This is a genomic window from Microbacterium sp. cx-59, from assembly GCF_020805625.1.
GTDB lineage: Bacteria > Actinomycetota > Actinomycetes > Actinomycetales > Microbacteriaceae > Microbacterium.
In genome coordinates, this window is the sequence record NZ_JAJHGO010000009.1 from 481,367 (window position 1) to 504,941 (window position 23,575).

General features: G+C 70.3%; 21 protein-coding genes. 9 read left to right on the forward strand and 12 right to left on the reverse strand.

All coding sequences use genetic code 11. From position 1 onward, the window contains the following. Nucleotides 1–33 precede the first annotated feature (33 nt). The 3 genes from LMI96_RS14445 (at nt 34) to LMI96_RS14455 (ending at nt 4,369) form a co-directional block, all read left to right on the forward strand. The gene (locus tag LMI96_RS14445; protein ID WP_223723325.1) at nt 34–1,761 is read left to right on the forward strand and encodes an ABC transporter ATP-binding protein; all 1,728 of its coding nucleotides are present in this window, start codon (nt 34–36) and stop codon (nt 1,759–1,761) included. After that, the gene (locus LMI96_RS14450; protein ID WP_223723252.1) at nt 1,758–3,923 is read left to right on the forward strand and encodes an ABC transporter ATP-binding protein; all 2,166 of its coding nucleotides are present in this window, start codon (nt 1,758–1,760) and stop codon (nt 3,921–3,923) included. Before LMI96_RS14445 ends, LMI96_RS14450 begins: the two co-directional genes overlap by 4 nt. A gap of 131 nt (nt 3,924–4,054) precedes the next feature. After that, nucleotides 4,055–4,369 (forward strand): DUF2277 domain-containing protein, encoded by a 315-nt coding sequence (locus LMI96_RS14455; protein WP_223723251.1) that lies wholly within the window; start codon nt 4,055–4,057, stop codon nt 4,367–4,369. A 21-nt stretch (nt 4,370–4,390) separates the two neighbouring features. Here the strand turns inward: LMI96_RS14455 and LMI96_RS14460 are convergent, their stop codons facing one another. Beyond that, nucleotides 4,391–4,699, reverse strand: coding sequence for a hypothetical protein (locus LMI96_RS14460; RefSeq protein WP_228361977.1), 309 nt, complete (start codon nt 4,697–4,699; stop codon nt 4,391–4,393). A 149-nt stretch (nt 4,700–4,848) separates the two neighbouring features. On the opposite strand from LMI96_RS14460, the gene LMI96_RS14465 reads away from it, so the two are divergent. Then, nucleotides 4,849–5,019 carry a hypothetical protein gene (locus LMI96_RS14465; RefSeq protein WP_228361978.1) on the forward strand — a complete coding sequence of 57 codons (171 nt, stop codon included), beginning with the start codon at nt 4,849–4,851 and terminating at the stop codon, nt 5,017–5,019. 68 nt (nt 5,020–5,087) lie between these two features. Here LMI96_RS14465 and LMI96_RS14470 read toward each other — a convergent pair whose 3' ends face one another. Continuing rightward, entirely contained in the window at nt 5,088–5,726 is a 639-nt protein-coding gene (locus tag LMI96_RS14470; protein WP_228361979.1) for a hypothetical protein, read from the reverse strand. 134 nt (nt 5,727–5,860) lie between these two features. Between LMI96_RS14470 and LMI96_RS14475 the strand changes: the two genes are divergently transcribed. Together LMI96_RS14475 and LMI96_RS14480 are read left to right on the forward strand one after the other, a co-directional pair. Beyond that, on the forward strand, nt 5,861–7,075 hold the full coding sequence (locus tag LMI96_RS14475; protein ID WP_223723247.1) for a glycosyltransferase: 1,215 nt from the start codon (nt 5,861–5,863) through the stop codon (nt 7,073–7,075). 14 nt (nt 7,076–7,089) lie between these two features. After that, nucleotides 7,090–8,190, forward strand: coding sequence for a glycosyltransferase family 1 protein (locus tag LMI96_RS14480; RefSeq protein WP_228362035.1), 1,101 nt, complete (start codon nt 7,090–7,092; stop codon nt 8,188–8,190). On the opposite strand, the gene LMI96_RS14485 is transcribed toward LMI96_RS14480, so the two are convergent. Beyond that, on the reverse strand, nt 8,126–8,521 hold the full coding sequence (locus LMI96_RS14485; protein ID WP_228361980.1) for a hypothetical protein: 396 nt from the start codon (nt 8,519–8,521) through the stop codon (nt 8,126–8,128). The two genes, LMI96_RS14480 and LMI96_RS14485, sit on opposite strands and share 65 nt — an antisense overlap. Before the next feature lie 111 nt (nt 8,522–8,632). Here LMI96_RS14485 and LMI96_RS14490 point away from each other — a divergent pair, with 111 nt between their 5' ends. From LMI96_RS14490 to LMI96_RS14500, 3 genes are all read left to right on the forward strand, one after another. Then, nucleotides 8,633–9,655 carry a GlxA family transcriptional regulator gene (locus tag LMI96_RS14490; RefSeq protein WP_223723245.1) on the forward strand — a complete coding sequence of 341 codons (1,023 nt, stop codon included), beginning with the start codon at nt 8,633–8,635 and terminating at the stop codon, nt 9,653–9,655. 116 nt (nt 9,656–9,771) lie between these two features. Beyond that, nucleotides 9,772–11,967, forward strand: coding sequence for an ATP-dependent Clp protease ATP-binding subunit (locus LMI96_RS14495; protein WP_223723244.1), 2,196 nt, complete (start codon nt 9,772–9,774; stop codon nt 11,965–11,967). A gap of 122 nt (nt 11,968–12,089) precedes the next feature. Then, nucleotides 12,090–12,944, forward strand: a complete 855-nt coding sequence (locus LMI96_RS14500) for a UbiA family prenyltransferase (protein WP_228361981.1) — start codon at nt 12,090–12,092, stop codon at nt 12,942–12,944. 148 nt (nt 12,945–13,092) lie between these two features. On the opposite strand, the gene LMI96_RS14505 is transcribed toward LMI96_RS14500, so the two are convergent. The 9 genes from LMI96_RS14505 to LMI96_RS14545 form a co-directional block, all read right to left on the reverse strand. After that, complete coding sequence (locus tag LMI96_RS14505; protein WP_223723242.1) at nt 13,093–14,220, reverse strand: NAD(P)/FAD-dependent oxidoreductase; 1,128 nt, start codon at nt 14,218–14,220, stop codon at nt 13,093–13,095. Beyond that, on the reverse strand, nt 14,213–15,094 hold the full coding sequence (locus tag LMI96_RS14510) for a methyltransferase domain-containing protein (RefSeq protein WP_308015777.1): 882 nt from the start codon (nt 15,092–15,094) through the stop codon (nt 14,213–14,215). The genes LMI96_RS14505 and LMI96_RS14510 overlap by 8 nt, the downstream gene beginning before the upstream one ends. A gap of 11 nt (nt 15,095–15,105) precedes the next feature. Continuing rightward, nucleotides 15,106–16,188 carry a type III polyketide synthase gene (locus LMI96_RS14515; protein ID WP_228361982.1) on the reverse strand — a complete coding sequence of 361 codons (1,083 nt, stop codon included), beginning with the start codon at nt 16,186–16,188 and terminating at the stop codon, nt 15,106–15,108. 310 nt (nt 16,189–16,498) lie between these two features. Further along, the gene (locus LMI96_RS14520; RefSeq protein WP_228361983.1) at nt 16,499–17,083 is read right to left on the reverse strand and encodes a nitroreductase family protein; all 585 of its coding nucleotides are present in this window, start codon (nt 17,081–17,083) and stop codon (nt 16,499–16,501) included. Between the two features lie 605 nt (nt 17,084–17,688). Next, nucleotides 17,689–18,609: a carbohydrate ABC transporter permease gene (locus LMI96_RS14525; RefSeq protein ID WP_223723239.1), complete on the reverse strand. Its 921-nt coding sequence runs from the start codon at nt 18,607–18,609 to the stop codon at nt 17,689–17,691. Beyond that, the gene (locus tag LMI96_RS14530) at nt 18,599–19,549 is read right to left on the reverse strand and encodes a carbohydrate ABC transporter permease (RefSeq protein WP_223723238.1); all 951 of its coding nucleotides are present in this window, start codon (nt 19,547–19,549) and stop codon (nt 18,599–18,601) included. Before LMI96_RS14530 ends, LMI96_RS14525 begins: the two co-directional genes overlap by 11 nt. 2 nt (nt 19,550–19,551) lie before the next feature. Further along, on the reverse strand, nt 19,552–20,841 hold the full coding sequence (locus LMI96_RS14535) for an ABC transporter substrate-binding protein (protein WP_228361984.1): 1,290 nt from the start codon (nt 20,839–20,841) through the stop codon (nt 19,552–19,554). 20 nt (nt 20,842–20,861) lie between these two features. Next, the gene (locus LMI96_RS14540) at nt 20,862–22,466 is read right to left on the reverse strand and encodes an FAD-dependent oxidoreductase (protein WP_228361985.1); all 1,605 of its coding nucleotides are present in this window, start codon (nt 22,464–22,466) and stop codon (nt 20,862–20,864) included. Further along, nucleotides 22,463–23,509: a LacI family DNA-binding transcriptional regulator gene (locus LMI96_RS14545; RefSeq protein WP_228361986.1), complete on the reverse strand. Its 1,047-nt coding sequence runs from the start codon at nt 23,507–23,509 to the stop codon at nt 22,463–22,465. Before LMI96_RS14545 ends, LMI96_RS14540 begins: the two co-directional genes overlap by 4 nt. Between the last annotated feature and the right edge of the window lie 66 nt (nt 23,510–23,575).

The following is a 23,575-nucleotide window of genomic DNA, read 5'->3' on the forward strand; positions in this document are numbered from 1 at the left end:
AGGAATCTCCTGCCTGACGAACCCGGAGTCGACGTGCTCGGCAAGCTGCTCATCCGCTACCTCTCGACCTACCGCTGGCTGCTGCTCGCGGTGCTGGTCTTCCAGTTCGCGTCGGCGATGGCCTCGCTCTATCTGCCGCGCCTGAACGCCGACATCATCGACCGCGGCGTCGCCCAGGGCGATACCGCCTTCATCTGGTCGCAGGGCACGATCATGCTCGTGATCTCGCTCGGCCAGATCACGGCATCCATCATCGCGACGTACTTCGCCGCGCGGGCCGCCATGTCGGCCGGCCGCGACATCCGCCGCGACGTCTTCGAGAAGGTCAGCGGGTTCTCCGAGCGCGAGGTGTCGCAGTTCGGGCCGGGTTCGCTCATCACCCGCAACACGAACGACGTGCAGCAGGTGCAGATGCTGGCGATGATGGGCGCGACGATGCTCGTCACCGCGCCGCTTCTCGCGATCGGCGGCATCGTCATGGCGCTCCAGCAAGACGTCGGCCTCAGCTGGCTGATCGGTGTCGCCGTCCCCGCGCTGCTGCTCATCGCGGGCCTCGTCATCAGCCGGATGGTGCCGCTGTTCCGGCAGTTCCAGAAGAAGCTCGATGCGGTGAACCGCATCATGCGCGAACAGCTCACCGGTGTGCGTGTCGTGCGCGCGTTCGTCCGTGAAGACATCGAAGAAGAACGCTTCCGCGGGGCGAACACCGAGATCATGGTGGTCGGCCGCAAGGTCGGGTCGCTGTTCGTGCTGCTCTTCCCGCTCGCCATGCTCGTGCTCAACGTCACCGTGGTCGGCGTGATCTGGTTCGGCGGCATCCAGGTCGACGCGGGTCAGGTCGAGATCGGTACCCTCTTCGCGTTCATGCAGTACGTCGGTCAGATCCTCATGGGGGTGCTGATGGCCAGCTTCATGACGATCATGATCCCGCGCGCCGCGGTCTCCGCCGAACGCATCGGCGAAGTGCTCGCCTCCGAATCGACCCTCGTGCGCCCCGAGCACCCGGTGAGCGACTTCCCGGCACCGGGCGAGCTCGTCTTCGACGGCGTCGAATTCACCTACCCCGGGGCCGAATCCCCGGTCCTGCACGGCATCGACTTCCGCGTCGCGCCCGGCGAAACGCTCGCCATCGTCGGCTCGACCGGTTCGGGCAAGACCACGCTCGTCTCGCTCATCCCGCGCCTGTTCGACGTCACCGGCGGCTCCGTGCAGGTCGGCGGGGTCGACGTTCGCGAGGCCGACCTCGATGCGCTGTGGAGCGGCATCGGTCTCGTGCCGCAGCGACCGTTCCTGTTCACCGGCACGATCGCCTCCAACCTGCGCTTCGGGCGCGAGGAGGCGACCGACGACGAGCTGTGGGAAGCGCTCGAGATCGCGCAAGGACGTGACTTCGTCGAAGAGATGGAGGGCGGTCTCGACGCGCGCATCGCGCAGGGCGGCACGAACGTCTCGGGCGGCCAGCGGCAACGCCTGGCCATCGCGCGGGCCATCGTCCACCGCCCCCGGGTTCTGGTCTTCGACGACTCCTTCTCGGCGCTCGATCTGCGCACCGACGCCAATCTGCGTCAGGCGCTCTGGCAGGCGCTTCCCGACGTGACGAAGGTCGTGGTCGCTCAGCGCATCTCGACGGTCACCGGAGCCGACCGCATCCTGGTGCTCGACGGCGGCCGCACCGTCGGGCTCGGCACCCACGACGAGCTCCTCGCGACGAGCGAGACGTACCGCGAGATCGTCGACTCGCAGCTGGGAGTCGAAGCATGAGCGCCCCCGACACGATCACCGAAGAGGAGCGTCTCGAGCTCGAACTCGCCGAACAGGCGCGGCAGGCATCGGGCGACTGGGACTCGGTCGCCCCCGGAAAGGCCGCGAACTTCGGTGCATCCTTCGGCCGTCTGATCGGGCTCCTGCGGCCGCACGCCATCGCGTTCGTCTTCGTCTCGGTACTCGGGGCGCTCGGCGTCGTGCTGGCCGTCATCGCCCCGCGCGTGCTGGGCGATGCGACGAACATCATCTTCGAGGGCGTGGTCTCGGCCTCCCTCGGCGGGCAGTTCCCCGTGGGCACTCCGCAGGCCGACGTCGTCGCCGCCCTGCAGTCGGCCGGTCAGAACGACCTCGCCAACATGGTCTCGGCGATGCCGAACTTCTCCGTCGGCACCGGCGTCGACTTCGATCGCCTCCGGATGGTGACGATGGCGGCACTCGCGATCTACATCGCGTCGGCCTTCCTCACCTGGATCCAGGGCTACGTCATCAACATCATCATGGTGCGCACCATGTGGCGGCTGCGCGAGTCGGTCGAGGCGAAGATCAACCGCCTTCCGCTGTCGTACTTCGACCGGGTGCAGCGCGGTGAACTCATCTCGCGGGTGACGAACGACATCGACAACATCACCCAGACGATGCAGCAGTCGCTCTCGACCGTGGTCACCTCTGTGCTGACGGTCGTCGGCGTGCTCGTGATGATGTTCTCGATCTCCTGGCAGCTCGCGATCGTCGCACTCATCTCCCTCCCGCTCATGGCCGTGATCTTCGGCGTCATCGGGCCGCGCTCGCAGAAGGCGTTCGGTACGCAGTGGCGCAAGGTCGGGCGGCTGAACGCGCGGGTCGAGGAATCGTTCTCCGGCCACGCGCTGATGAAGGTCTACGGCCGCGAAGCCGACTCCCGCGCGAAGTTCGAGGCCGAGAACGAAGAGCTCTTCCAGGCGAGCTTCCGAGCCCAGTTCCTGTCGGGCATCATCATGCCGGGCATGATGTTCATCGGAAACCTGACGTACGTCGGCATCGCCGTCCTCGGCGGCCTCATGGTCGCCGGCGGTCAGCTGCGCCTCGGTGACGTGCAGGCGTTCATCCAGTACTCGCAGCAGTTCACGCAGCCGCTGTCGGAGCTCGGCGGCATGGCCGCGGTGATCCAGTCGGGCACGGCCTCCGCCGAGCGGGTCTTCGAGCTGCTCGACGCCGAAGAGCAGGAGCCGGATGCGGATGACGCCCCGCGCCCCCGCGGCGGGGCCGGCGTCATCGAGTTCGATCACGTGCGCTTCGCCTACGCGCCCGATCATCCCCTCATCACCGACCTGTCGTTCCGCGTGGAACCCGGGCAGACGGTCGCGATCGTCGGGCCGACGGGCGCCGGCAAGACGACGCTCGTGAACCTCATCATGCGGTTCTACGAACTCGACGGCGGCAGCATTCTGCTCGACGGGCAAGACATCGCCGAGTTCTCCCGCGACGACGTCCGCTCCCGCACCGGCATGGTGCTGCAGGACCCGTGGCTGTTCGCCGGCACCATCCGCGAGAACATCCGGTACGGCCGTGCGTCGGCGACCGACGAGGAGATCGCCGATGCCGCGGTCGCGACACGGGTCGATCGGTTCGTGCGCTCCCTGCCCGACGGCTACGACACGGTGCTCGACGAAGATGCCTCGAACGTCTCCGCGGGCGAGAAGCAGCTCATCACGATCGCGCGCGCGTTCGTCGCACAACCCAGCGTGCTGATCCTCGACGAGGCGACGTCGTCGGTCGACACCCGCACCGAACTGCTGTTGCAGCACGCGATGGCCGCGCTCCGCGAGGGGCGCACATCGTTCGTCATCGCGCATCGGCTTTCGACCATCCGCGACGCCGACCTCATCCTCGTGATGGAGCACGGCGACATCGTCGAGAAGGGCACGCACGAAGAACTCATTGCCGCCGAGGGTGCCTACTGGCGTCTGTACCGCTCGCAGTTCGAGCAGGCCGTCGCCGATGGGAGCGAGGCGGATGCCGCGCAGCCCGGCACGGCGGCCGATACGACGCCGCGGGAACAGGCCGGGGGAGGCGTGCTGCCCGGCGGGCCGGTCGCTCCCGGTGCGCCGGTCGCGCCGGGAGGCTCGGCGGCGCCCGGCGGCCCCGCGGTGAACACGACCGACGCGTCGACCTCGGGCTGAAAGGGATTCGTGCCGGGGTGCTCGGGTCGGGTGTACCGGCTCGCTCCTCCGGCAGGAACCGGCCCGCTCAGGCCGGGGGTTCTTCGGCGGACCCCTGGGAAACTGGGCGGCAACGCCCTACTCTGACGGGCATGTGCCGGAACATCGTGCCCCTTCACAACTTCGAACCTCCCGCCACCGACCAGGAATGTCGTGACGCGGCACTCCAGTTCGTTCGCAAGGTGGCCGGAATGAACAAGCCGTCGCAGGCGAATCAGGCGACCTTCGACGCGGCCGTCGACCAGATCACGCGCGCGACCCGGGACCTGATCGACGGACTCGTCTCGCCCGTGGCTCCGAAGAACCGTGACCAAGAGGCGGCGAAAAGGCAGGCCCGATCGGCGGAACGGTACGAGGCCATCCGGGTCTACCAGCAGGAGAAGCGCGCCGCGCGCGCCGCATCCTGACGCGGTCCCTGCGACGGACGGTCAGCGCGAACGCGGCGGGCCGATGCGCCCGGCCACGAACGGCAGCGCCGGCGCACGATAGACGAGCTCCGGCGGATCCGCCGGAGCGAGAGCGACCTCGGCCTGGCCGAAGCGCCACATCCGGTTGAAGACGTACACCCCGATCACCACCGTCTGATCCGACGGGAACTGCCATGTGCCGCGGCCCCACTGCGCCGGCTGTCCGCGGCCCCCAACGACGAGGGTCGGGCGGATCCCCGCCCAGAGCGCGAACCACGGCCGGTGCAGGGTGATCTCGACGCGGCGCGTCCGACAGCCGTCGGCGCTCACACGTCGACCCGTTGTGCGGTCGTAGCCGCGCACCGCGGCGCCCGCATTCGTCGGAAGAGCATGCTCGACCGTAACGCGCCCCGCGCGGTTCGGACGCGCGCGACCGGGCGCGGCTACGCTGTGCCGTGTCGCCGATCGAAGGAACAGCCGTGTCCGACTCCGCCCCGCATCCCGCCGCGCCGCACATCCCCGAAGAAGGGGAGCCGACCATCCCCGAGCTCGAGGAGGACGAGACCATTCCGCCGCGGCCCGAGGAGGAGATCGCCGACGCCCTCCGCGCCGAGCCCGACGTCGAGGACCACAGCGCACACCCCGCCTGACGGCGCGCGACCGCACACCGCGACTGACGCCCCCCGCGGCTGCACCCCGCGACTGACGCGCCCCGCGCTCAGGCGGGATCGATGCGCAGCACCTGCGCGCCCTCGCCGAGGGGCAGGTCGTCGACGATCCGGAGCGTCCGCGCGAGCGCGTCCACCTCGCCGAGCACGGTGCCGAATCGCTCCCGGTCTCCCGAGACCGCGCTGAGCGTGACGAGGTGCGTGCCGGTGTCCCAGGTGTAGCTGACGAACGGAGGCGTCTGCGGGTTCGGCGGCAGGTCCATCAGCAGCCGCTCACCCGCCCCGAGATGGGGGTTCCGGAAGGTCTCGGTGTCGTCGTACTCGATCGGCATCATCGCGCGCGCCGTGCGCAGCTGCGGCGTGAGCTCCTGCACCTGCGCGAGCACGACGACGAGCTCGGGGTCGGCCTTCCACATCCACGCCCGCACCCGACCGGCCGCCCGGCGCATAAGAAACGGTGTCGCCTGGCTCATCAGCCACGCGGCCACACCGCCCCCGCCGCGAGCCGCGCCGGAGCCCGCCGTGCCGGCCCCCGCTGCGCCGGCACCCACCTGGCCGCTCATCGCGCCGCTCGCCTGAGTCAGCAGCATCCGGATCGCCGTCTTGCGGTGACGGCGCCCGCGAAAGCCCAGCGATTCGGTCACGGGTTCCCAGCGATCGGCGGATGCGTCGGCCTGCAGTCTCAGCATGGCTCCAGGGTAGGGGCGGATGCTGTGCTGCCGCCCCGCGGGGTGGCAGCCGGGCGGGCCGGAGGCCCTCGGGTACATTGGAAGGGCATGTGCAGACCCCCGCACGCTACTCGGAGATTGGCAGCCACCACCCCGTGACTACCCCCTCGACCCCCGACCTTCCCGTTTCGGACGCGAGCTTCCGCCCGCTGACCATCGTGATCGGCTGCGACACGTTCGCTCCCGACGTGAACGGTGCGGCTCGCTTCGCCGAGCGCCTGGCCGCCGGCCTCGCCGCGCGCGGCCACGACGTCCACGTCGTCGCGCCCGCGCAGAAGTACCGGCGCTTCCCCCCGGCCACCGAGCTCATCGAGGGCGTGCCGGTCACGGTGCACCGCATCCCGGCCGTCCGCTGGCCCCCGCACGACTGGCTGCGGTTCGTGTGGCCCTGGCGGTCCAAGCACTACGCCCGCAAGGTGCTCGACAGCGTCCTGCCCGACGTCGTCCACATCCAGTCGCACATCGTCATCGGGCGCGGTCTGGCTCGCGAGGCGAAGAAGCGCGGCATCCCGGTCGTGGCCACCAACCACGTGATGGCCGAGAACATCCTCGACTTCACCACGCTGCCGCCGGTGCTCGACAAGCTGATGCTGAAGCTCGCCTGGGACGACGCCTCGCGCACGTTCCACATCGCGCGCGCCGTGACGACGCCGACCCGTCGTGCGGCCGAGTTCCTCGAGACCACGATCGACATCGACGGCGTCATTCCGATCAGCTGCGGCATCGACGCCTCGGGATACACGCCGTCGCTGGGTCAGCGCGACGTGAACCGCATCCTCTTCGTCGGTCGCCTGACCACCGAGAAGCACATCGACACCCTGTTGCACGCGGTCGCCAAGCTCGACCCCGCGCTCCAGGTCACGGTCGACATCGTGGGCGGCGGCGACCAGCGGAAGTCGCTCGACGCGCTCACCCAGCAGCTCGGCCTCACCGACCGGGTCACGTTCCACGGTCGTGTCGAGGAAGAAGACCTGCGCAGCCTGTACTCGCGGGCGTCCGTGTTCGCGATGCCGTCGATCGCGGAGCTGCAGTCGATCGCGACCATGGAGGCGATGGCGTCGGGGCTGCCGGTGGTCGCGGCCGACGCGCTCGCGCTGCCCCACCTCGTGCACGACGGCGAGAACGGGTGGCTGTTCCGTCCGCAGGACGCCGACGACCTCGCCGCGAAGCTCACCCGCGTTCTCACCGCCTCGCCGGAGGAGTACAGCGCACTGCAGCAGGGTTCGCTGGCGGGCGTCGAGATCCACGACATCGACCGCACACTCGACACGTTCGAGAAGCTCTACCGGGGCGAGCCGGTCGCACCGTGACCGCAGCGGCGCCGGTGCGGCTGTTCTTCGACGCGCGCTACATCCGCACGGATTTCCACGACGGCATCAGCCGCTACTCGGCGGAGCTCGCCGAGGCGGTCCAGGATGCGGCGTCGGCGGCGGGCGTCGAGGTGACCTTCCTCGTGTCGGAGCCGGGGCAGATCGACCTGCTGCCGAGCGGTGCGACGACCCTCGGCATTCACCGCCCCACGTCGTGGCGGGAGCCCTTCACCGCGCGCCTGCTGAACCGGTTCGCGCCCGATGTCGTGTTCTCGCCGATGCAGACCATCGGCACGATGGGGCGACGATTCCGCCTCATCCTGACGCTGCACGACACGATCTACTACCGCCACCGCACACCGCCCCGAAACCTCCCGGCCGCGGTGCGGGTCGGATGGCGACTCTTCCACCTGAGCTACGTTCCGCAGCGCGTCACGCTGAACGCGGCCGACATCGTGGCGACGGTGAGTGAGACCAGCAAGCGGCAGTTCGCGGCGGTCCGGCTCACGAAGCGCCCGGTCGTGGTCGTGCCGAACGCCCCGCAGCGCCTCGCGGACCTGCTGCCCGCCGATGCCGAAGAGCCCGGCGGCGCCCCCTGGAACATCGTCTACATGGGGTCGTTCATGGGCTACAAGAACGTCGAGACGCTCGTGCGCGCGATGGGCCTGCTTCCTGGGCGCACGCTGCATCTGCTCAGTCGCATCACCCCGGAGCGGCGTCGCGAGCTGGCGGGTCTCACGCCGGCCGGCGCCCAGGTCGTGTTCCACAACGGGGTGTCGGATGCGGATTACGCCGCGCTTCTCGCCGACCACGCGGTGCTCGCGAGCACGAGCCTCGACGAGGGCTACGGTCTGCCGCTCGCCGAGGCGCTCGCTCTCGGTGTGCCGGTCGTGGCGAGCGACCTCGACATCTTCCACGAGGTGGCCGGGCCCGGCGCCCGTTACGTCGATCCGCAGGATCCCGCCGCGGTGGCGGATGCGGTGCGAGCGCTCGACGACGACGCCGAGCGGCGCCGGGTGATCGATGCGGGCGCCGCGCACATCGCCCGGTTCACCTGGGCGACTTCGGCGCAGACGCTGCTCGACGCGGTCCGCGAGCTCGCCCGCCGCGCCTGACCGCCGCGTGCGCCACGGCCTCGGTCGGGGTGTTGGTGAGCGCGGGCTCGACGCTCGGCGCCTCCGTCGGGGCGCTGCGCGGCGCGGCTTCGGCCGGGAGTGAGTGTCCCGCGGCCGGGAGCGGAGTGCCCGTCGGTGTGTTCGCGCGGACGGCAGATTCCTCATCCGCGTCGATCTGAGCGGCGGTGCGGCGTCCTTCGACGGCGCGGGCGGGAAGACGCGACCGGTCGGTGCGGACGGGGCGGTACCCGTCTCGCGCGACGGCCACGACGGTCGCGGCGACAGCGGTGACGGAGACGAGGAGGACGACGGTGAGGAGGAAAGTGGACATGGCAGTAAACCTACGGATGGTGGAATCTCGCCACGAGTGGCAGGATGGACAGCGGTCGCGTTCTTTCTGCCAAAGCGCGTCCGCATCCGCCCCTCTTCGATCGGAGTAGACGTGAAGACCGTTGCCGTCATCGTCCAGCCTGGCTTCTCGCCCTTCGAGTTCGGTCTCGCCTGCGAGGCGTTCGGCCTCGACCGCACCGATGACGGCATCGAGATGTTCGACTTCCGCGTCTGCGCGATCACGCCCGGGGCGATCGAATCGAATATGCGGTTCTCGATCAACGTCGAGAACGACCTGACCTTCGCCGACGAGGCCGATCTCGTGGTCGTCACTCCGGTGCCCCGGGCGACGTGGGGCACGCTCGACGAGCGGATCGCCGGCGTGCTGCAGCGTGCCGTGGCGCGCAACGCATGGGTGCTGAGCGTCTGCAGCGGGTCCTTCGTGCTGGGCGAATCCGGCATCCTGAACGGCCGCCGCGCGACGACGCACTGGAAGTACGCGGCGCGGATGGCGCAGATGTACCCGAAGATCGAGATCGATCCCGACGTGCTCTACGTGCAGGACGGCAAGATCATCACGAGTGCCGGCACCGCCGCGGGCCTCGACGCGTGCCTCCACCTGCTCCGGCAGGAGCTCGGTGCGGAGGTCACCAATACCATCGCCCGGCGCATGGTCGTGGCGCCGCAGCGGGACGGCGGGCAAGCCCAGTTCGTCGATCGGCCGATTCCCGCGACCCTGTCGCTGTCGCTCGCGCCGGTCACCGAGTGGATGCTGGAGAATCTGCGCTTCGATCTGACGGTCGAACAGCTCGCGGCGAAGGCGCACATGTCTCCGCGGACGTTCGCGCGCCGGTTCAAGGCGGACCTCGGCGCGACGCCCGCCGCGTGGCTCGGGCGCCAGCGGGTGCTGCACGCGCAGCGCATGCTCGAGCAGACCGACCTCGGACTCGACCGGATCGCCTACGAGTGCGGCTTCGGCTCTGCCGCGGTGATGCGGCAGAACTTTGCCCGCACGCTCGCGATCACCCCCACGGCCTACCGTGCGCGGTTCGCCTGCGTCGACGACACGAACCACCGGGACGAGGCTCCGAGCGAGCATCGCGACGACGAGGTGATGACCGCATCCGTCGCCTGACGCCTCTCACGAGTCCGACGTCGGATGCGGCTTCTGCCCTCGCGTTCGTGCGGGCGATGCGATAAACTTGAGCTACATCGACTCAAGTTTGAGTCGCACAGATTTCAGGAGAACAGATGAACGCCACGCCACAGCCCGGGCAGGAGGAAGCGAAGAGCCCCCTCGAACAGTTCGGGATCAACCTCACCGAGCGCGCCCGCATGGGCAAGCTCGACCCCGTCATCGGACGCGACAGCGAGATCCGTCGCGTCAGCCAGGTGCTCACCCGACGTACGAAGAACAACCCCGTCCTGATCGGTGAGCCCGGCGTCGGAAAGACCGCCGTCGTCGAAGGACTCGCCCAGCGCATCGTCGCGGGCGACGTCGCGGAGTCGCTGAAGAACAAAGAACTGATCTCGCTCGACATCTCCGCGCTCGTCGCAGGCGCGATGTACCGCGGCCAGTTCGAGGAGCGCCTGAAGAGCGTCCTCAAGGAGATCACCGAATCCGAAGGTCGCGTCATCACCTTCATCGACGAACTGCACGTGCTCATGGGTGCGGGCGGCGGCGAGGGTTCGGTGGCCGCATCCAACATGCTGAAGCCGATGCTCGCGCGCGGCGAACTGCGCCTCATCGGGGCGACCACGCTCGACGAGTACCGCGAGTTCATCGAGAAGGATGCGGCGCTCGAACGCCGCTTCCAGCAGGTGTACGTCGGCGAGCCGTCGGTCGAAGACACGATCGCGATCCTCCGCGGCCTGAAGGAGCGCTACGAGGCGCATCACAAGGTCGCCATCGCCGACGGCGCCCTGGTGGCGGCCGCATCCCTGTCGAACCGCTACATTCCGTCGCGGCAGCTGCCCGACAAGGCGATCGACCTGATCGACGAGGCGGCGTCTCGGCTGCGCATGGAGATCGACTCGGCCCCGCTCGAGATCGACGAACTGCGCCGCCACGTCGACCGGCTGAAGCTCGAAGAGCTGGCGCTGAAGAAGGAGAAGGACGACGCGTCGAAGGAGCGTCTCGCGAAGCTGCGCGAAGACCTCGTCTCCGAGCAGGCGCGCCTCGGCGAGCTCCAGGAGCGCTGGGAACGCGAGCGTGCCTCGCTGAACCGTGTCGGTGACCTGAAGACCCGTCTGGATGCGGCCCGCGTCGAGGCCGAACGCGCACAGCGCGAGGGCAACCTCGAGAAGGCGTCGCGGCTGCTGTACGCCGAGATCCCCGCGCTCGAACGCGAGGTCGTCGCCGCCGAGCAGGCCGAGTCCTCGGGCGAGCGGATGGTGAACGACCAGGTGACGGACGAAGACATCGCCTCTGTCATCGCCGCGTGGACGGGCATCCCGGTCGGCCGGCTGCTGCAGGGTGAGACCGAGAAGCTCGTGCACCTCGAGTCCGAGCTGGGCAAGCGGCTCATCGGCCAGAAGCAGGCCGTGAAAGCGGTCGCCGACGCCGTGCGCCGCTCCCGCGCCGGCATCAGCGACCCGAATCGTCCGACGGGTTCGTTCCTGTTCCTCGGTCCAACCGGCGTCGGAAAGACCGAGCTCGCGAAGGCGCTCGCCGAGTTCCTCTTCGACGACGAGCACGCGCTCGTGCGCATAGACATGTCCGAGTACGGCGAGAAGCACTCCGTCGCACGTCTCGTCGGTGCCCCTCCGGGGTACGTCGGCTACGAACAGGGCGGTCAGCTCACCGAGGCCGTCCGCCGTCGTCCGTACTCCGTGGTGCTCATGGACGAGGTCGAGAAGGCGCATCCGGAAGTATTCGACGTGCTGCTGCAGGTCATGGACGACGGTCGCCTGACCGACGGCCAGGGTCGGACGGTCGACTTCACCAACGTCATCCTGATCCTGACGTCGAACCTCGGCTCCCCGATCCTCATCGACCCGACCCTCTCGGCCCTGCAGAAGCGGGATCAGGTGCAGGCGCTCGTGCGGCAGGCGTTCCGGCCCGAGTTCGTGAACCGGCTCGATGACACCGTGATCTTCCAGGCGCTGACCGAAGACGACCTCGCGCAGATCGTCGAGCTGTCGGTCTACGCGCTCCAGCGTCGGCTCAAGGATCGCCGACTCACCCTGGCGGTCACCCCCGATGCGCGGGCCTGGCTCGCCGAGCGCGGGTACGACCCGGTGTACGGAGCGCGGCCGCTGCGGCGCCTCATCCAGTCCGAAATCCAGGACCGCCTCGCGATGGCGATCCTGTCGGGCGGGGCTCACGACGGCGACACCGTGCGCGTCGACGTCGCGGCCGACGGCTCGCAGCTCGTGCTGACGAGCGCCGGGCGGCCCGACGACGAGGACGACGAGGTCGTCGTAGCCGAACTGCTCGACGACTAGCGGAGCGGCGGGCGGTTGCGTTCGCCGGGTGTGAGCGTGCGTCGCGGGGTGCCGGGTGCGAGCGGTGCCCCGTGGGCGCGCAAGGGGCGCCGGCGGGTCCGCGCACCCCGTAACGTCGGAGCATGTCCTCGCCCGCCGTCGTCATCCGCGGACTGTGGCAGTCCTCGCATCCCGGCCCGACGTGCGTCGTCACGGCGCTGGCGCTCGCACTCGGGGTGGCCGCCGGTCTCGAGCTGTGGCGGATGCTGCTGCTCGCGGCCGCGGTCTTCGCCGGCCAGCTCTCGATCGGCATCTCGAACGACGCGATCGACGCCGCCCGCGACCGCGCCGTGGGGCGCACCGACAAGCCTCTCGCGCGCGGGGACGTCCGCATCCGCACCGCCTGGATCGCGGCGGTCGGCTGCGCGATCGTCGCTCTCGTGCTGTCGGCGCCGCTCGGGGTCGGGATGCTGGTGGCACACGCCGTCGCCGTGATCTCCGGGTGGGCGTACAACGCACCGCTGAAGGCCACGGCGTTCTCGGTCGTGCCGTTCCTCGTGACCTTCGGCCTGTTCCCGTCGCTCGCGACCCTGTCGGCCGCCGAACCCCGCTTCGCCGCGCCGTGGGCGTTCGTCGCCGGCGCCGCGCTCGGGGCGGCCGTGCATCTGTCGAACGTGCTGCCGGATCTCGACGATGACCGGGCTACCGGCATCCGCGGTCTGCCGCATCGCATCGGCGGCCCGGCGTCTGCGGTGGCCGCGGCCGCGGGCGTCATCGCCGGGGCGCTCGCCGTGCTGCTCGGCCCGGTGGGCGGGCGCGTCGGCGACGTGTCCGGGCTCTCGTGGGTGTTCTTCGTGGCGGTGTCGGTCGTCGCGGTGCTGTCCGCGGTCGTGGGGGGCCGCGGCGCCCCCCGCCCGCGCGCCGAGACCCACGGGGGTGGGGGGGCGCGGCAGCTCCCCGCACCACAAGTCGCGACCGGTGGCGCCCTCGCCGCCTGACCCCGCCCGCCGTCCCTCGGGGCGCGCTGATCGCGAAACTGCAGTTGCGCGGCGAGACGTTGGTCGCGGACCGACGTCTCGTGCCGAAACGGCAGTCTCGCGGGAAGAGCGGCGGCGCGAGGCTCGCGCGGGGGAGCGAGGGCGCGGACTACGCGTCGCGGTCGAGGCCCATCGCGTAGGCGTGGGCGAAGAGCATTCCGGACGGGCCGGAGAGCACAGCGCGCAGCGCGCGGCGACGGAGGGCATCGCCACGGGGGCCGAGGGGGCGCCCGAGCGCGGTGTTGGCCGACGCGAGCGCTGCCGCCGTGCGGGCGGACGTCAGCCGGCGGCGCTCCCAGCGCGCAAGAGCGGCGGCGGGTTCTTCACCGCGCCGCACCCACTCCGCCAGCAGAGGCGCAAGACCGGCGGCATCGAGCAGGCCGAGGTTCATGCCCTGACCCCCGATCGGGCTCACCTCGTGCGCTCCGTCGCCGATGACGAACAGGGTGCCGCGCCGCATCCGGGGCACGACGACACGACGCACGCGGAATCCGGATGCGGCCGCCACCCGCTCCGCCGCCGCGCCCTCCCCGTGCGCCGCGAGCGCCCTGCGGAACCGCTCCAGCCGCGCGTCTGGCCGGTCGTCGTCCGGGTCGTCGTCCCACGCGACGTAGCGGCGACGCTCACCGGGGAGCGGAAACGACTCGAGCACTCCGCGGCGCCCGAGCCGCACGATCGCGGTCGGGTCGTCGTAGCCCACATCTGTGTCGCTCATCAGATAGCGGTCGGCGTAGGAGTGCACGCGCACGGCGCCCGGCCGGTACGCGACCGCCCGCCCGCCCGCACCGGTCGCCACCACGACGATGCCGGCGTCGAGATCGTCGCCGCCTCGGAGGCTGATCCGCATCCGGTCACCGACGCGGCGGATGCGGGTGACCTCGGCGCCGCGCTGAACCGGCGGTCCGCCGTGTGCGAGGGCTGCTTCGGTCGCCGACTGCGGCAGCGTGGCGACGAACGGGAACCGTGCGCGGAGCCGGTCGAAGTGCACGGTTCCCAGAAGCTGCGCGCCCGACCGCGCCTCGCCGCGGTGGACCCGGAGCGCCGACGCGAGGAGTCGCTCGGTGACGCCGGACGGTTCGAGCGCGGCCAGCACGGGGGAGTGCACGCCGATCGCGCGGGATCCGCCGCCCGCCGACGGGCGCCGTTCGAGCAGCCGCGTACCGATGCCCCGGCGGTGCAGTTCGCTCGCGAGCAGCAACCCCACGGGGCCGGCTCCCACGACGACGACGTCAGCCACGACCGCGCCCCACGGCCACGAGCCGGAACGGCACAGGACGCCGGATGACCCAGCCCTCGGACGGCGGCAGCGCGGCCGCCAACTCCGCTTCGCGGTAGCTGCGACGGATGGAACGCAGCCCATCGGTGAGAAGGAACGTGCCGGGCGCGAGGGGCGTGATCCCGGCCGCGTACAACGCGTACGCCGTGCGGCTGCGTTCGATGTCGGCGTGCACCACGATCTGACGCGAGAGGGCGAGGGAGTCGTCGGCGAAAGCGTGCAGTTCCGCATCCGTCAGATGGTGCAGCACGTGGTTGGAGAGCACGAGGTCGAACCGTTCGCCTTCCGCGCGAAGGGTCGCGGAGTCGGTGGTGCGGAACGTCACCCCCGGCGCCTCGCGCCGCCGGGCGATCGGGAGGGCGCGCGCATCCGGGTCGACACCGAGCCACTCCGCCGTGAGCCCGTCGGCGCGCGCGAGCCGCGCGAGCCGAGCGAGAACATCGCCGCCGCCGCATCCGAGGTCGAGCACCCGCGCCGAGCCGCCCGTGCGCGCGAGGACCGGGCGGACAGCGCGGCGATAGATCGTGTCCCAGCCCGAGATGAGCCGGTTGACCGCGTCGAAGCGCTGCCAGGTCGCGGCGAGGCGGTGCGGGTCGCAGTCCGGGTCGTCCATGAGCTCCTGCAGCGCGCGATCCCGCTCGCGGAGCGACACGTGGTGCGGGCCGCGCCTGGCGCTCACGCTGCGTTTGCCCGGCTCGCGTCCGCCGTGGCTCTCGCGCGGGTTGCCGCTCTCGCGCTTGCGCTCGCCGTCGCTGTCGCGTCTGCCGTCGGTCGCGCGCACGCGCGCGCACTCGCGCCTGTCGTCGGTCGCGCGTCTGCCGTCGGACGTGCGCACGCGCTCGCTACTCACGCGCCCGCTGCCGTGCGCCGGTGCAGGCGGGCCGACTCGACCGTGAGGCCCGGGCCGAAGGCGAGCGCGCCGATATCGGCGTCTCCGAGGGAATCGTCGTGCAGCAGGCGGCGCAGGATGAAGAGGATCGTCGCGCTCGACATGTTGCCGTAGTCGCGCAGCACCTCACGCGACGGCGCCATCTGCGCGTCGGTCAGCTCGAGGCCCGCGGCCACGCGATCGAGCACGCTGCGCCCACCCGGGTGCACCGCCCACGCGTCGACATCGAGCAGATCGGATGCGGCGGCCCGCACCTCGCGGCCCACGATGCGCGGCACCTCCGCCGACAGGCGCATCTCGAAGCCCTCGTCACCGATCGTCCAGGTCATGTCGTCCTCTCCGTCGCTGGTGAGGGCGGTGGCGAAGGTGTCGAGCTCGAGGCGCACCCCGGTTGAGGGTGCGGACGTGACGATCGCGGCCGCGGCGCCGTCGGCGAACAGCGACGCGGCGACGATCTGCTCGGGGTCGGACGATGCCCGCAGGTGCAGCGAGCACAGCTCGGCGCACGCGACGAGCACGACCGACCCGGGTTGGGCGACCGCGATCCGGTGCGCGGCGCGAAGAGCGGGCACCGCCGCCGCGCACCCGACGAACCCGTGGTGGTAGCGCTCGACGTTCGGGCTCAGCCCGAGATCGCGGACGAGCCGCATGTCGGGCCCGGGGGCGAACAGGCCCGTGCACGAGACCGTGATGACGTGGGTGACGGCGGCCGCATCCAGTCCCGCATCCGCCAACGCCTGCCGCGATGCCTCGGCGAAAAGGGCAGGAACGAGGCGGCGGTACTCGGCGTTGCGCGCGGACGTGGGCGGCGAGAGCAGCACGTCGCCGTGGCGGACGGAAAGCCCGTCTCCAGAGTCGCCGAGCAGCCCCGACAGCACGGTGTGGCGGTACTCGATCGCCGACGCGTCGAACGCGGCGTGGACGAGACGCTGCGTGAGGCGGCCGATTCCGGGTTGCGTCGCGAACACCTCGCGCACGTCGTGCTGGGCGAGGCGGGTCGGCGGCACGGCGGTGCCGATCGCCACGATGCTCGGGTTCATGGTTCACCATAAACACGCATTGCGGGTGTGCGGGTCGCACTGGTGCACCCGCTGCGGTCGATCTAGAGTGTCGCCGCTCCGGGGTGCGGGATTCGCGCCTCGCTCCAGTGCCGCAGCGGCCGAAGCGAGGAGATCTGCTCGAGCGAGGAGCGAAGCATCCGCATCCGTCCTCGCTTCGGCACATCTCCTCGCTTCGGGCCAGGTCGGGCGTGGGCCGGGCGGGGCTTGGGTGGCGCAGGGGCGGAGCCGGGCATCACCTCGCGGGCCGGGCGGATGCTGCGCGCCGGGGCGGCAGCATCCGGAACCCGGATCAGGCGTTGACGATGAGCGTCTCGGCGATCGGGCGGCGGGTGCGCGGGGCACCCTCTCGCTCGACGATTCCCGCGTCGGCGGTCGCCGGGTCGCCGAGCGTGCCGACGGCCATGATCGAGACGGCTTCGAAGCGGGAATCCAGGCCGAAGGTCGAGGCGATCACGTCGCGGTGGAATCCGCCCATCTGGTGGGTCGCGAGACCGCCCGCGTGCGCCTGGATCGTGAAGAATGCGGCGGCCTGACCGGTGTCGTAGACCGCCCAGGGCAGCGGCTCGTTGTCTTCGCGCGCCAGCTCGGTGACGAAGACGACGAGGGCGGATGCGTCGCCCGCCCAGGCCTGGTTGAAGCCCATCAGGGCATCGAGCACCTGCTGGTGCTCGGGCGTGCCGCGACGCGCGACGATGGCGCGCCAGGGCTGCGTGTTGCTCGCCGAGGGCGCCCAGCGCGCGGCTTCGAGGGCGCTCTGGAAGGCGTCTTCATCGAGCGGGGCGGCGGCATCGAAGATGCGGGTGCTCCAGCGCTCGGCGAAAACGTCGAGGACGGGACGGTCGGTGACGGCCGTGCGGGACGAAATCGTGCTCATGATGTCTCCGGGTGTCTCTGAAGTTGATCTATGGGGACGCCGTCGGCCCGATCCATGCAACCGTATGCGACCCGCGGATGTTCCCGCCGCGATTCCCCGCAGGCTCATAGGTCCCGGCCACCCGCCACCCGGCACCCGGCCACCCGGCGCCCGGCACCCGGCTTGCACCCGCTCCGCCTGTCTGCTCGCGCGCCAGCCGCCCCCCGAAGCCCCGAGCGCGCGCTAACTCCTCCGGAAACGTGCGTCAGCCGGTCTGGGTGCCCCGGACGCCGCGGTTTGGAGGAGTTGGAGCGCGCTCGGAGGTCGCGGGAGCGCGCTCGGAGGTCGCGCCGCCCGCCCGGGTCAGTGCAGCGCGGCCTCGGTGCGGACGCCCATCGCGCGCCAACTCCTCCAGAATCGTGCGTCGGCAGGCCGGGGCGCCCCGAAACCCGCGTTTTGGAGGAGTTGGAGCGCGCCCGGAGGTGGCACCGCCCGGCCCGGGTCAGTGCGGCGCGGCCTCGGTGCACGCCCCGCGCGCTAACCCCTCCAAATTCGTGCCCCCCCGCAAACGCGAAGCGGCGTCCGACGCCGCGCGGGCATCGGACGCCGGTTCGGCGTGGGATCGGTTAGCCTTTCAGCCCGGTCTGGGCGAGGCCTTCCACGAACTGCTTCTGCGCGAACACGAAGACGATCAGCACGGGCAGCGCGGTCATCGTGGATGCCGCCATCTGCACGTTCCACATCTCGCCGCCGTACGCATCCGCGTATCGCGTGAGCGCCTGCGGAAGCGTGAACAGTTCGGGGGAGAGCAGGTAGACGGTCGGCTCCAGGTAGAGGTTCCACACGTGCAGGAACGTGAAGATCGCAACGGCGGCCAGCGCGGTCCGCGACAGGGGCAGCGCGATCCGCCACCAGATCGCCCAGCGTCCGAGTCCGTCGAGCCGGGCGGCCTCTTCGAGCTCCACCGGCAGCGTGAGGAAGAACTGCCGCATGATGAACGTCGCCAGCACGCTCGGCGCCCCGAAGGTCGTCACGAGCAGGATCGGCCAGTGCGTGTTGACGAGTCCGAGCGTGTTGAACATCTGGAACAGCGGAACGATCGTCACCTCGCTCGGAATGAGCAGTCCCGTCAGCACCACGAGGAACAGCACGTTCTGCCCGGGGAAGCGGATGCGGGCGAACGCATAGCCGGCCATCGCCGAGATCAGCATCGTGCCCACCGTGACGAACACGGCGATGTACAGGCTGTTGAAATACTGCTGGGCGAACGGCTGCATCGTGAACGCGTCGACGTAGGCGTCCAGCGTCGGGTCGGTCGGCCACAGCGATGGCGGGAACGCGAAGATCTCCGAGACCGGCTTCAGCGACGACGTGATCATCCACCACGTCGGGAAGACGAACGGGATGGCGAGGATGCTGAGTGCTCCGTAGAAGAACACCTTGCGCCACGGGGATCCGGGGGCGGGCCGGCGCGGGCGGCCGGCCGGCACGACGGGCGGTGCCGGTGCGGCGGCGGGTGCCGGGGCGGGCGGGGCGTCAGTTCTCATAGAAGACCCATCTCTTGCGCAACTGCCACTGCGCGACCGTGAGGACGAGGACGATCAGGAACAGCAGGATGGCGAGCGTCGACCCGTATCCGAACTGGTGGAATTCGAATGCCTGCTGGACGAGGTAGTAGACGAGCACCGTGGTCGAGATGCCCGGGCCGCCCTGCGTGAGCACGGCGATCTGCGCGTACACCTGCAGCGAACCGACGATCGTGATCACGAGTGTCAGCAGGATGGTGGGGGAGATAAGGGGAAGGACGATGCGGGTGAAGACCGTGCGGTCGCTCGCTCCATCGACCCGGGCGGCTTCCTGCAGCTCGCGCGGAACTCCCTGCAACGCGGCCAGGAAGAGCACCATGTTCAGCCCGACGTTTTTGAAGACCTGCACCACGATGACGCTCGCCATCGCCGTGCCGCCCTCGCGCAGCCAGTTCGGGCCGTCGATTCCGACGACCGCCAGGAGCCCGTTGATGCCGCCGTTGTCTTGCAGGAGGAAGCCCCAGACGATCGTCCACGCGACGAGCGAGACGACGACGGGGGAGAAGAAGATCGTGCGGAAGGCGGTGACTCCGCGCCAGCGGCGGTTCAGGAGCACCGCGAGCAGAAGCGCCAGCGACAGGTTGAAGATCACGAGACCGATGGAGAAGACACCCGTCGCGGTGAGGACCGGCGCGAGTTGGGGATCGGAGAACAGCCGATCCACGTTCTCGAGGCCGACGAACGTGAAGGTGCCCGCCAGCACGTTCCACTCGTGGAACGCGTAGTAGAAGATCAGCCCGAGGGGGACCAGGACGAACAGTACGATGCCGATCAGCTGCGGGGCGATGAACACGTACCCCGCGAGGGCGTCGCGGCGGGCGTAGGTCAGCCACGGCTTCCGGGGTGCCCCCTCGGGCCGCGCGGAGGCGCGACCCGAGGAGACGGAGGAGGGGAGAGCCATCATCAGCCTTCGAGGAGGGGGGAGATGTTTCCGCAGGTGGTCTCGAGAACCGCGGGGATGTCAGCATCCGCCACCCAGAGGGCGTCGAGTCCGGCACGCACCTGCTGCGCGATCTGCGCGGAGTCGGTGTGACTCGGTCGCACCTCACCGTTCTCGATGCCGGGGATGACGACGTCCTCGATCTGCCCGGGGGTGAGCAGCGGGTTCGCACCGGCGAGCGTGTCGACCGTGAGGAGCGACGTGCGCGGCGGCGGGAAGTACTCCGCGAGCTGCGCGGCATTCTCCGGGTTGGTGAAGAACGCCAGGAACTCCGTCGCGGCGGCGGTGTTCGCGCCGTTCGCGAGGGCGCCGATACCGGCCTGGCCGGTCACCGAGTATTCACCGACCGGTCCCTCCGGAAGCGGCAGCAGGTTCCACGTGAAACCTCCGTCGGCGAGCAGGTTCGCCCGGGAGATCTGGGTGACCGTGAATGCGGCCTCGCCGGCGAAGAAGTCGGCCGTCGTTCCCGGTCCGGGCATCGACTGCGATGTGAACGCCGCGTCGTGCAGGAACGTGAAGGCGTCGACCATCTCGTCGCTGGCGAACGTGCACTCGGTGCCGTCGGCGTTCCAGGGCGCGGCGCCCCATCCGTTCCACACGGTGCTGAGGTAGTCCCAGTTCAGGTAGTCGAAGTCGCGCACCACGAAGCCGGCCTTGCCGGTGCTGGAGTGAACGGCGGAACCGATCTCGTCGATCTTCTCCCAGTTCCAATCGCCGGATGCCTGCAGCTCGGCCGACGTCGGCTGCCCCGCCTGAGCGAGCAGATCGTCGTTCGCGAAGACCACGAACGGCGAGGTACTGAACGGGTACGCGACGAGCTGGTCGTCGGCGGTCCAGAGTTCCGTGGCGCTCGGGGCGAGGTCGTCGTACTCGTACCCGTCGGTCGCCTCGAAGACGTCGGTGAGGGGCACGAGTGCGCCGCTCGAGACGAAGTCGGGCGCCGCGTTCTCGAGGATCCACGCCAGGTCGGGGGCGTTCCCGCCGGCGATCTGCGTGGTCACGGTGCTCGTGTAGTCATCGAACGGGAGCGGATCGAAGGTGATGGAGGCGATCTCCGGGTGGTCGGCCATGTAGGCGTCGGCGATCGAGTCGAAGAGGGCCAGGTGGTCCTCGTTCGATGACCACACCGTCATCCGCAGATCGATGTTCTCGGTCGGCTCGGAGGTGTTGCCCGACCCTCCCGCGCACGCGGTGACGGCGAGGGCGGTCGCTGTGGTGATCGCCGCGACGGCCAGCGTCTTTGCTGATCTCATAGGTGTCTCTCCTGATAGCCCTAGTAGCCTCGGACGTCGGGCCAGTGCAGCTCGACGCCGTCTCGGGTGAGTGAGGTCTGGAATTCCCGCAGGAGCGCGGGAGTGCTGTGGACGGCGCCGGGCAGCGCCGCACGGTCGATGCAGAACGCGGCGAGTGCCCCCGCCGCTTCGCCGATGTTCCACTCGACGGGGTGCAGTCGGATCGCCCCGTTCGTGATGTGGGTCGTGCCGACGTTCTTGCTTCCGGCGAGCAGATTCTCGATGCGACGCGGCACCAGGATCCCGAGGGGGATCTCGAAGGGGACGCTCGCGATGTCGAGGTAGTTGTCGCCGCCGGACGACGGATGCAGATCGATCCGGTACATCCCGATGCCGACGCTGTCGGGCGTCGTGAACGGATCGCCGTGGCCGCGGAGCGCGATCGACAGGTCGTTCTCGGTCACGGTCGTGCGCGCCTTGATCCGGCGCGACTCGCGGATGTAGGGGGCCATCGCGAGTCCGTCCGGGCCCTGGGTCACATCGCCCCGCAGTCGCAGTCCGGGGAAGCCGGTTCCGCCGTCGGGGCGAGGCGCCTCGGTCTGCAGCCAGTAGAGCATCGACAGCGACTGCTGGCGTGCCGCGGCTTCGTGGCGGGCGACCTCGTCTGCGGGAACGTCGACGATCGTGCCGCCGAGGTAGTCGATCATCGGCCAGTTGACGAGCACGAGGTCGCTCGGGATCGCCCCGGGCAGGAGGTTGTCGCGGGAGAGGATCCGGCGGAAGGTCCAGAGTTCCCGGTCGCCGGGGTCTTTGCCTTGATCCGCGACGGCATCGGCGCGGGAGGCTCCGGGCGTGAAGGTGCGGGTGAGGGTTTCGAGGGTGCGCGGGTCGGGGCCGGTGAGCGAGATCATCGGCGCTCCCCAGAAGTCCGGCTGCACGGCGCGCCAGGTGTCGTAGTCGACGGGCCGGTCGATCGTGTGGTCGCCCTCGACGTGGTCGACGACGAAGCACCAGCTGAACGCCTGCTGGTTGTGCGGCTGCGCCTCCTCGGGTGCGCTGGGTTCGCCCGTGTCGGCGCGGGCCTCGAACCCGGTCACGTACTCGGCGCCGGTGAGCGGGAGCAGATCGCCGAGCTCGGTCGCATCGACCACGAACCGCGCGACGATCTCGGTCTCGCGATCGTCGTCGAGACCGCGCACGGTCACCGCGCGGATCCGATCGTGGTGGACGTCGGCGGACACGGCGACGGCGGGCTGGATGAGGGTGAGCCGGCGGGCCGAACGGTGGGGCGCCAGCATCGCGTCGATGACTGCGACGCCCGCGCGCGGCTCCGCGCACATCCGGCTCACGAGGCCGTTGCCCGGGTTGAGTGTGGCGTCCGCGCGCGCTGCGGCCGTGAGTGGATACCAGTCGCGGTAGTAGTCGCGGATGCCGTCGCGCAGGCGCCGGTAGCGCGAGGTCGCACCGAACTGCTCGATCCAGCTGTGCTCGTCGAGCGGCACGGCCTGGCTCGTCAGCTGCCCACCGAGCCAGGCGTACTGCTCGACGAGCACGACCCGTTGCCCGGCCTCGAGCGCGGCGAGCGTCGCGGCGACACCGCCGAGCCCCCCGCCGACGACGAGGACGTCGGTCTCGAGCGCGCTCATCGGGTGGCCCGTGCCGCGGCGAGGGTGACGCCGTCGGCGATCGGGCACTCCATGAGCGTGCGGCGGTCGGCGGCCGGAACCTCGGCGCCTTCGCTCAGGATGCGGGCCAGCAGCGCCACGGCGCGCTCGCCGAGCTCTTCGCGGGGCGGCACGAGCCGGGTGATTTCGACGGCGGCGGCGCCGGGGCGGGCGACCGAACCGAGCGCGACGACGCTCAGGTCGTGGGGCACGGATACGCCGTCGCGCTCCGCCAGGTCGAGGATGGCGGCGGCGAGGGCGGGCTCTTCGGCGATGAGGAGAGTGGCTCCGGAGGCACGCACCGCGGCCCAGTCCGCCTTCGGGTCGACGCCGTCCGTCGTGCGGTTCTCGAGGGCGATGCCCGCGGTGGCCGCCCCCTCGACGACACCGCGACGGCGATCGAGCACGGACTCTCCGAGGCTGGAGCGGTGCAGGAAGATGGCGCGCTCGTGCCCGAGGGCGGCGGCGCGGTGCACGAGGGCGGTCGCGGCGGCCGCGTAGTCGATTCCCACGTAGGGGATGCCGGGGGTGTCACGGCGACCGACGGCGACGACCCGGAAGTCGTCTTCGGTGAGGCGGCGCAGCTCCACCGGATCCATCTCGACGCCGAGCAGGAGCACACCATCCGCCAGCCGCAGCCGGTTGCGCTCGTGGAAGAGCTGACGACGGCCGTCGACGACGGGGGCGCTCGTGAAGAGCAGCAGGTCGGATCCGACGATCTCGGCGCCGGCCTCGATGCCCGCGAGCAGTGGAGTGTAGAAGTCGATGCTCTCGGTGGGGAAGGCGGGCTCGTAGGTGAAGACGCCCAGGATGTGGTTGTCGCCACCCGCGAGTCGGCGTGCTGACGGATCGGCGACGTAGCCGGTCTCCTCGATGACCTTGAGGATGCGCTCGCGGGTCTCTTGCGGGATGCGGACGCTACCGTCGCTGCGGCCGTTCAGGACCAGGGAGACCGTGGACTGGCTGACCCCCGCGAGCTGCGCGATGCGCTGCTGGGTGATCCGTCCGGTTTCGCTGCGGCTCATGTGCTCTCCGTCGAGTGGTGAAGCTGATAATGCGCATCATCACGATACTCGCCTCACGCTAATGCG

Bases quoted from the DNA above. Each gene is read 5' to 3' on its own strand.
- LMI96_RS14450 (WP_223723252.1), top strand. From the start codon at position 1,758: ATGAGCGCCCCCGACACGATCACCGAAGAGGAGCGTCTCGAGCTCGAA.
- LMI96_RS14455 (WP_223723251.1), top strand. From the start codon at position 4,055: ATGTGCCGGAACATCGTGCCCCTTCACAACTTCGAACCTCCCGCCACC.
- LMI96_RS14470 (WP_228361979.1), bottom strand. From the start codon at position 5,726: ATGCTGAGACTGCAGGCCGACGCATCCGCCGATCGCTGGGAACCCGTG.
- LMI96_RS14485 (WP_228361980.1), bottom strand. From the start codon at position 8,521: ATGTCCACTTTCCTCCTCACCGTCGTCCTCCTCGTCTCCGTCACCGCT.
- LMI96_RS14495 (WP_223723244.1), top strand. From the start codon at position 9,772: ATGAACGCCACGCCACAGCCCGGGCAGGAGGAAGCGAAGAGCCCCCTC.
- LMI96_RS14500 (WP_228361981.1), top strand. From the start codon at position 12,090: ATGTCCTCGCCCGCCGTCGTCATCCGCGGACTGTGGCAGTCCTCGCAT.
- LMI96_RS14515 (WP_228361982.1), bottom strand. From the start codon at position 16,188: ATGAACCCGAGCATCGTGGCGATCGGCACCGCCGTGCCGCCGACCCGC.
- LMI96_RS14520 (WP_228361983.1), bottom strand. From the start codon at position 17,083: ATGAGCACGATTTCGTCCCGCACGGCCGTCACCGACCGTCCCGTCCTC.
- LMI96_RS14525 (WP_223723239.1), bottom strand. From the start codon at position 18,609: ATGAGAACTGACGCCCCGCCCGCCCCGGCACCCGCCGCCGCACCGGCA.
- LMI96_RS14530 (WP_223723238.1), bottom strand. From the start codon at position 19,549: ATGGCTCTCCCCTCCTCCGTCTCCTCGGGTCGCGCCTCCGCGCGGCCC.
- LMI96_RS14535 (WP_228361984.1), bottom strand. From the start codon at position 20,841: ATGAGATCAGCAAAGACGCTGGCCGTCGCGGCGATCACCACAGCGACC.
- LMI96_RS14540 (WP_228361985.1), bottom strand. From the start codon at position 22,466: ATGAGCGCGCTCGAGACCGACGTCCTCGTCGTCGGCGGGGGGCTCGGC.
- LMI96_RS14545 (WP_228361986.1), bottom strand. From the start codon at position 23,509: ATGAGCCGCAGCGAAACCGGACGGATCACCCAGCAGCGCATCGCGCAG.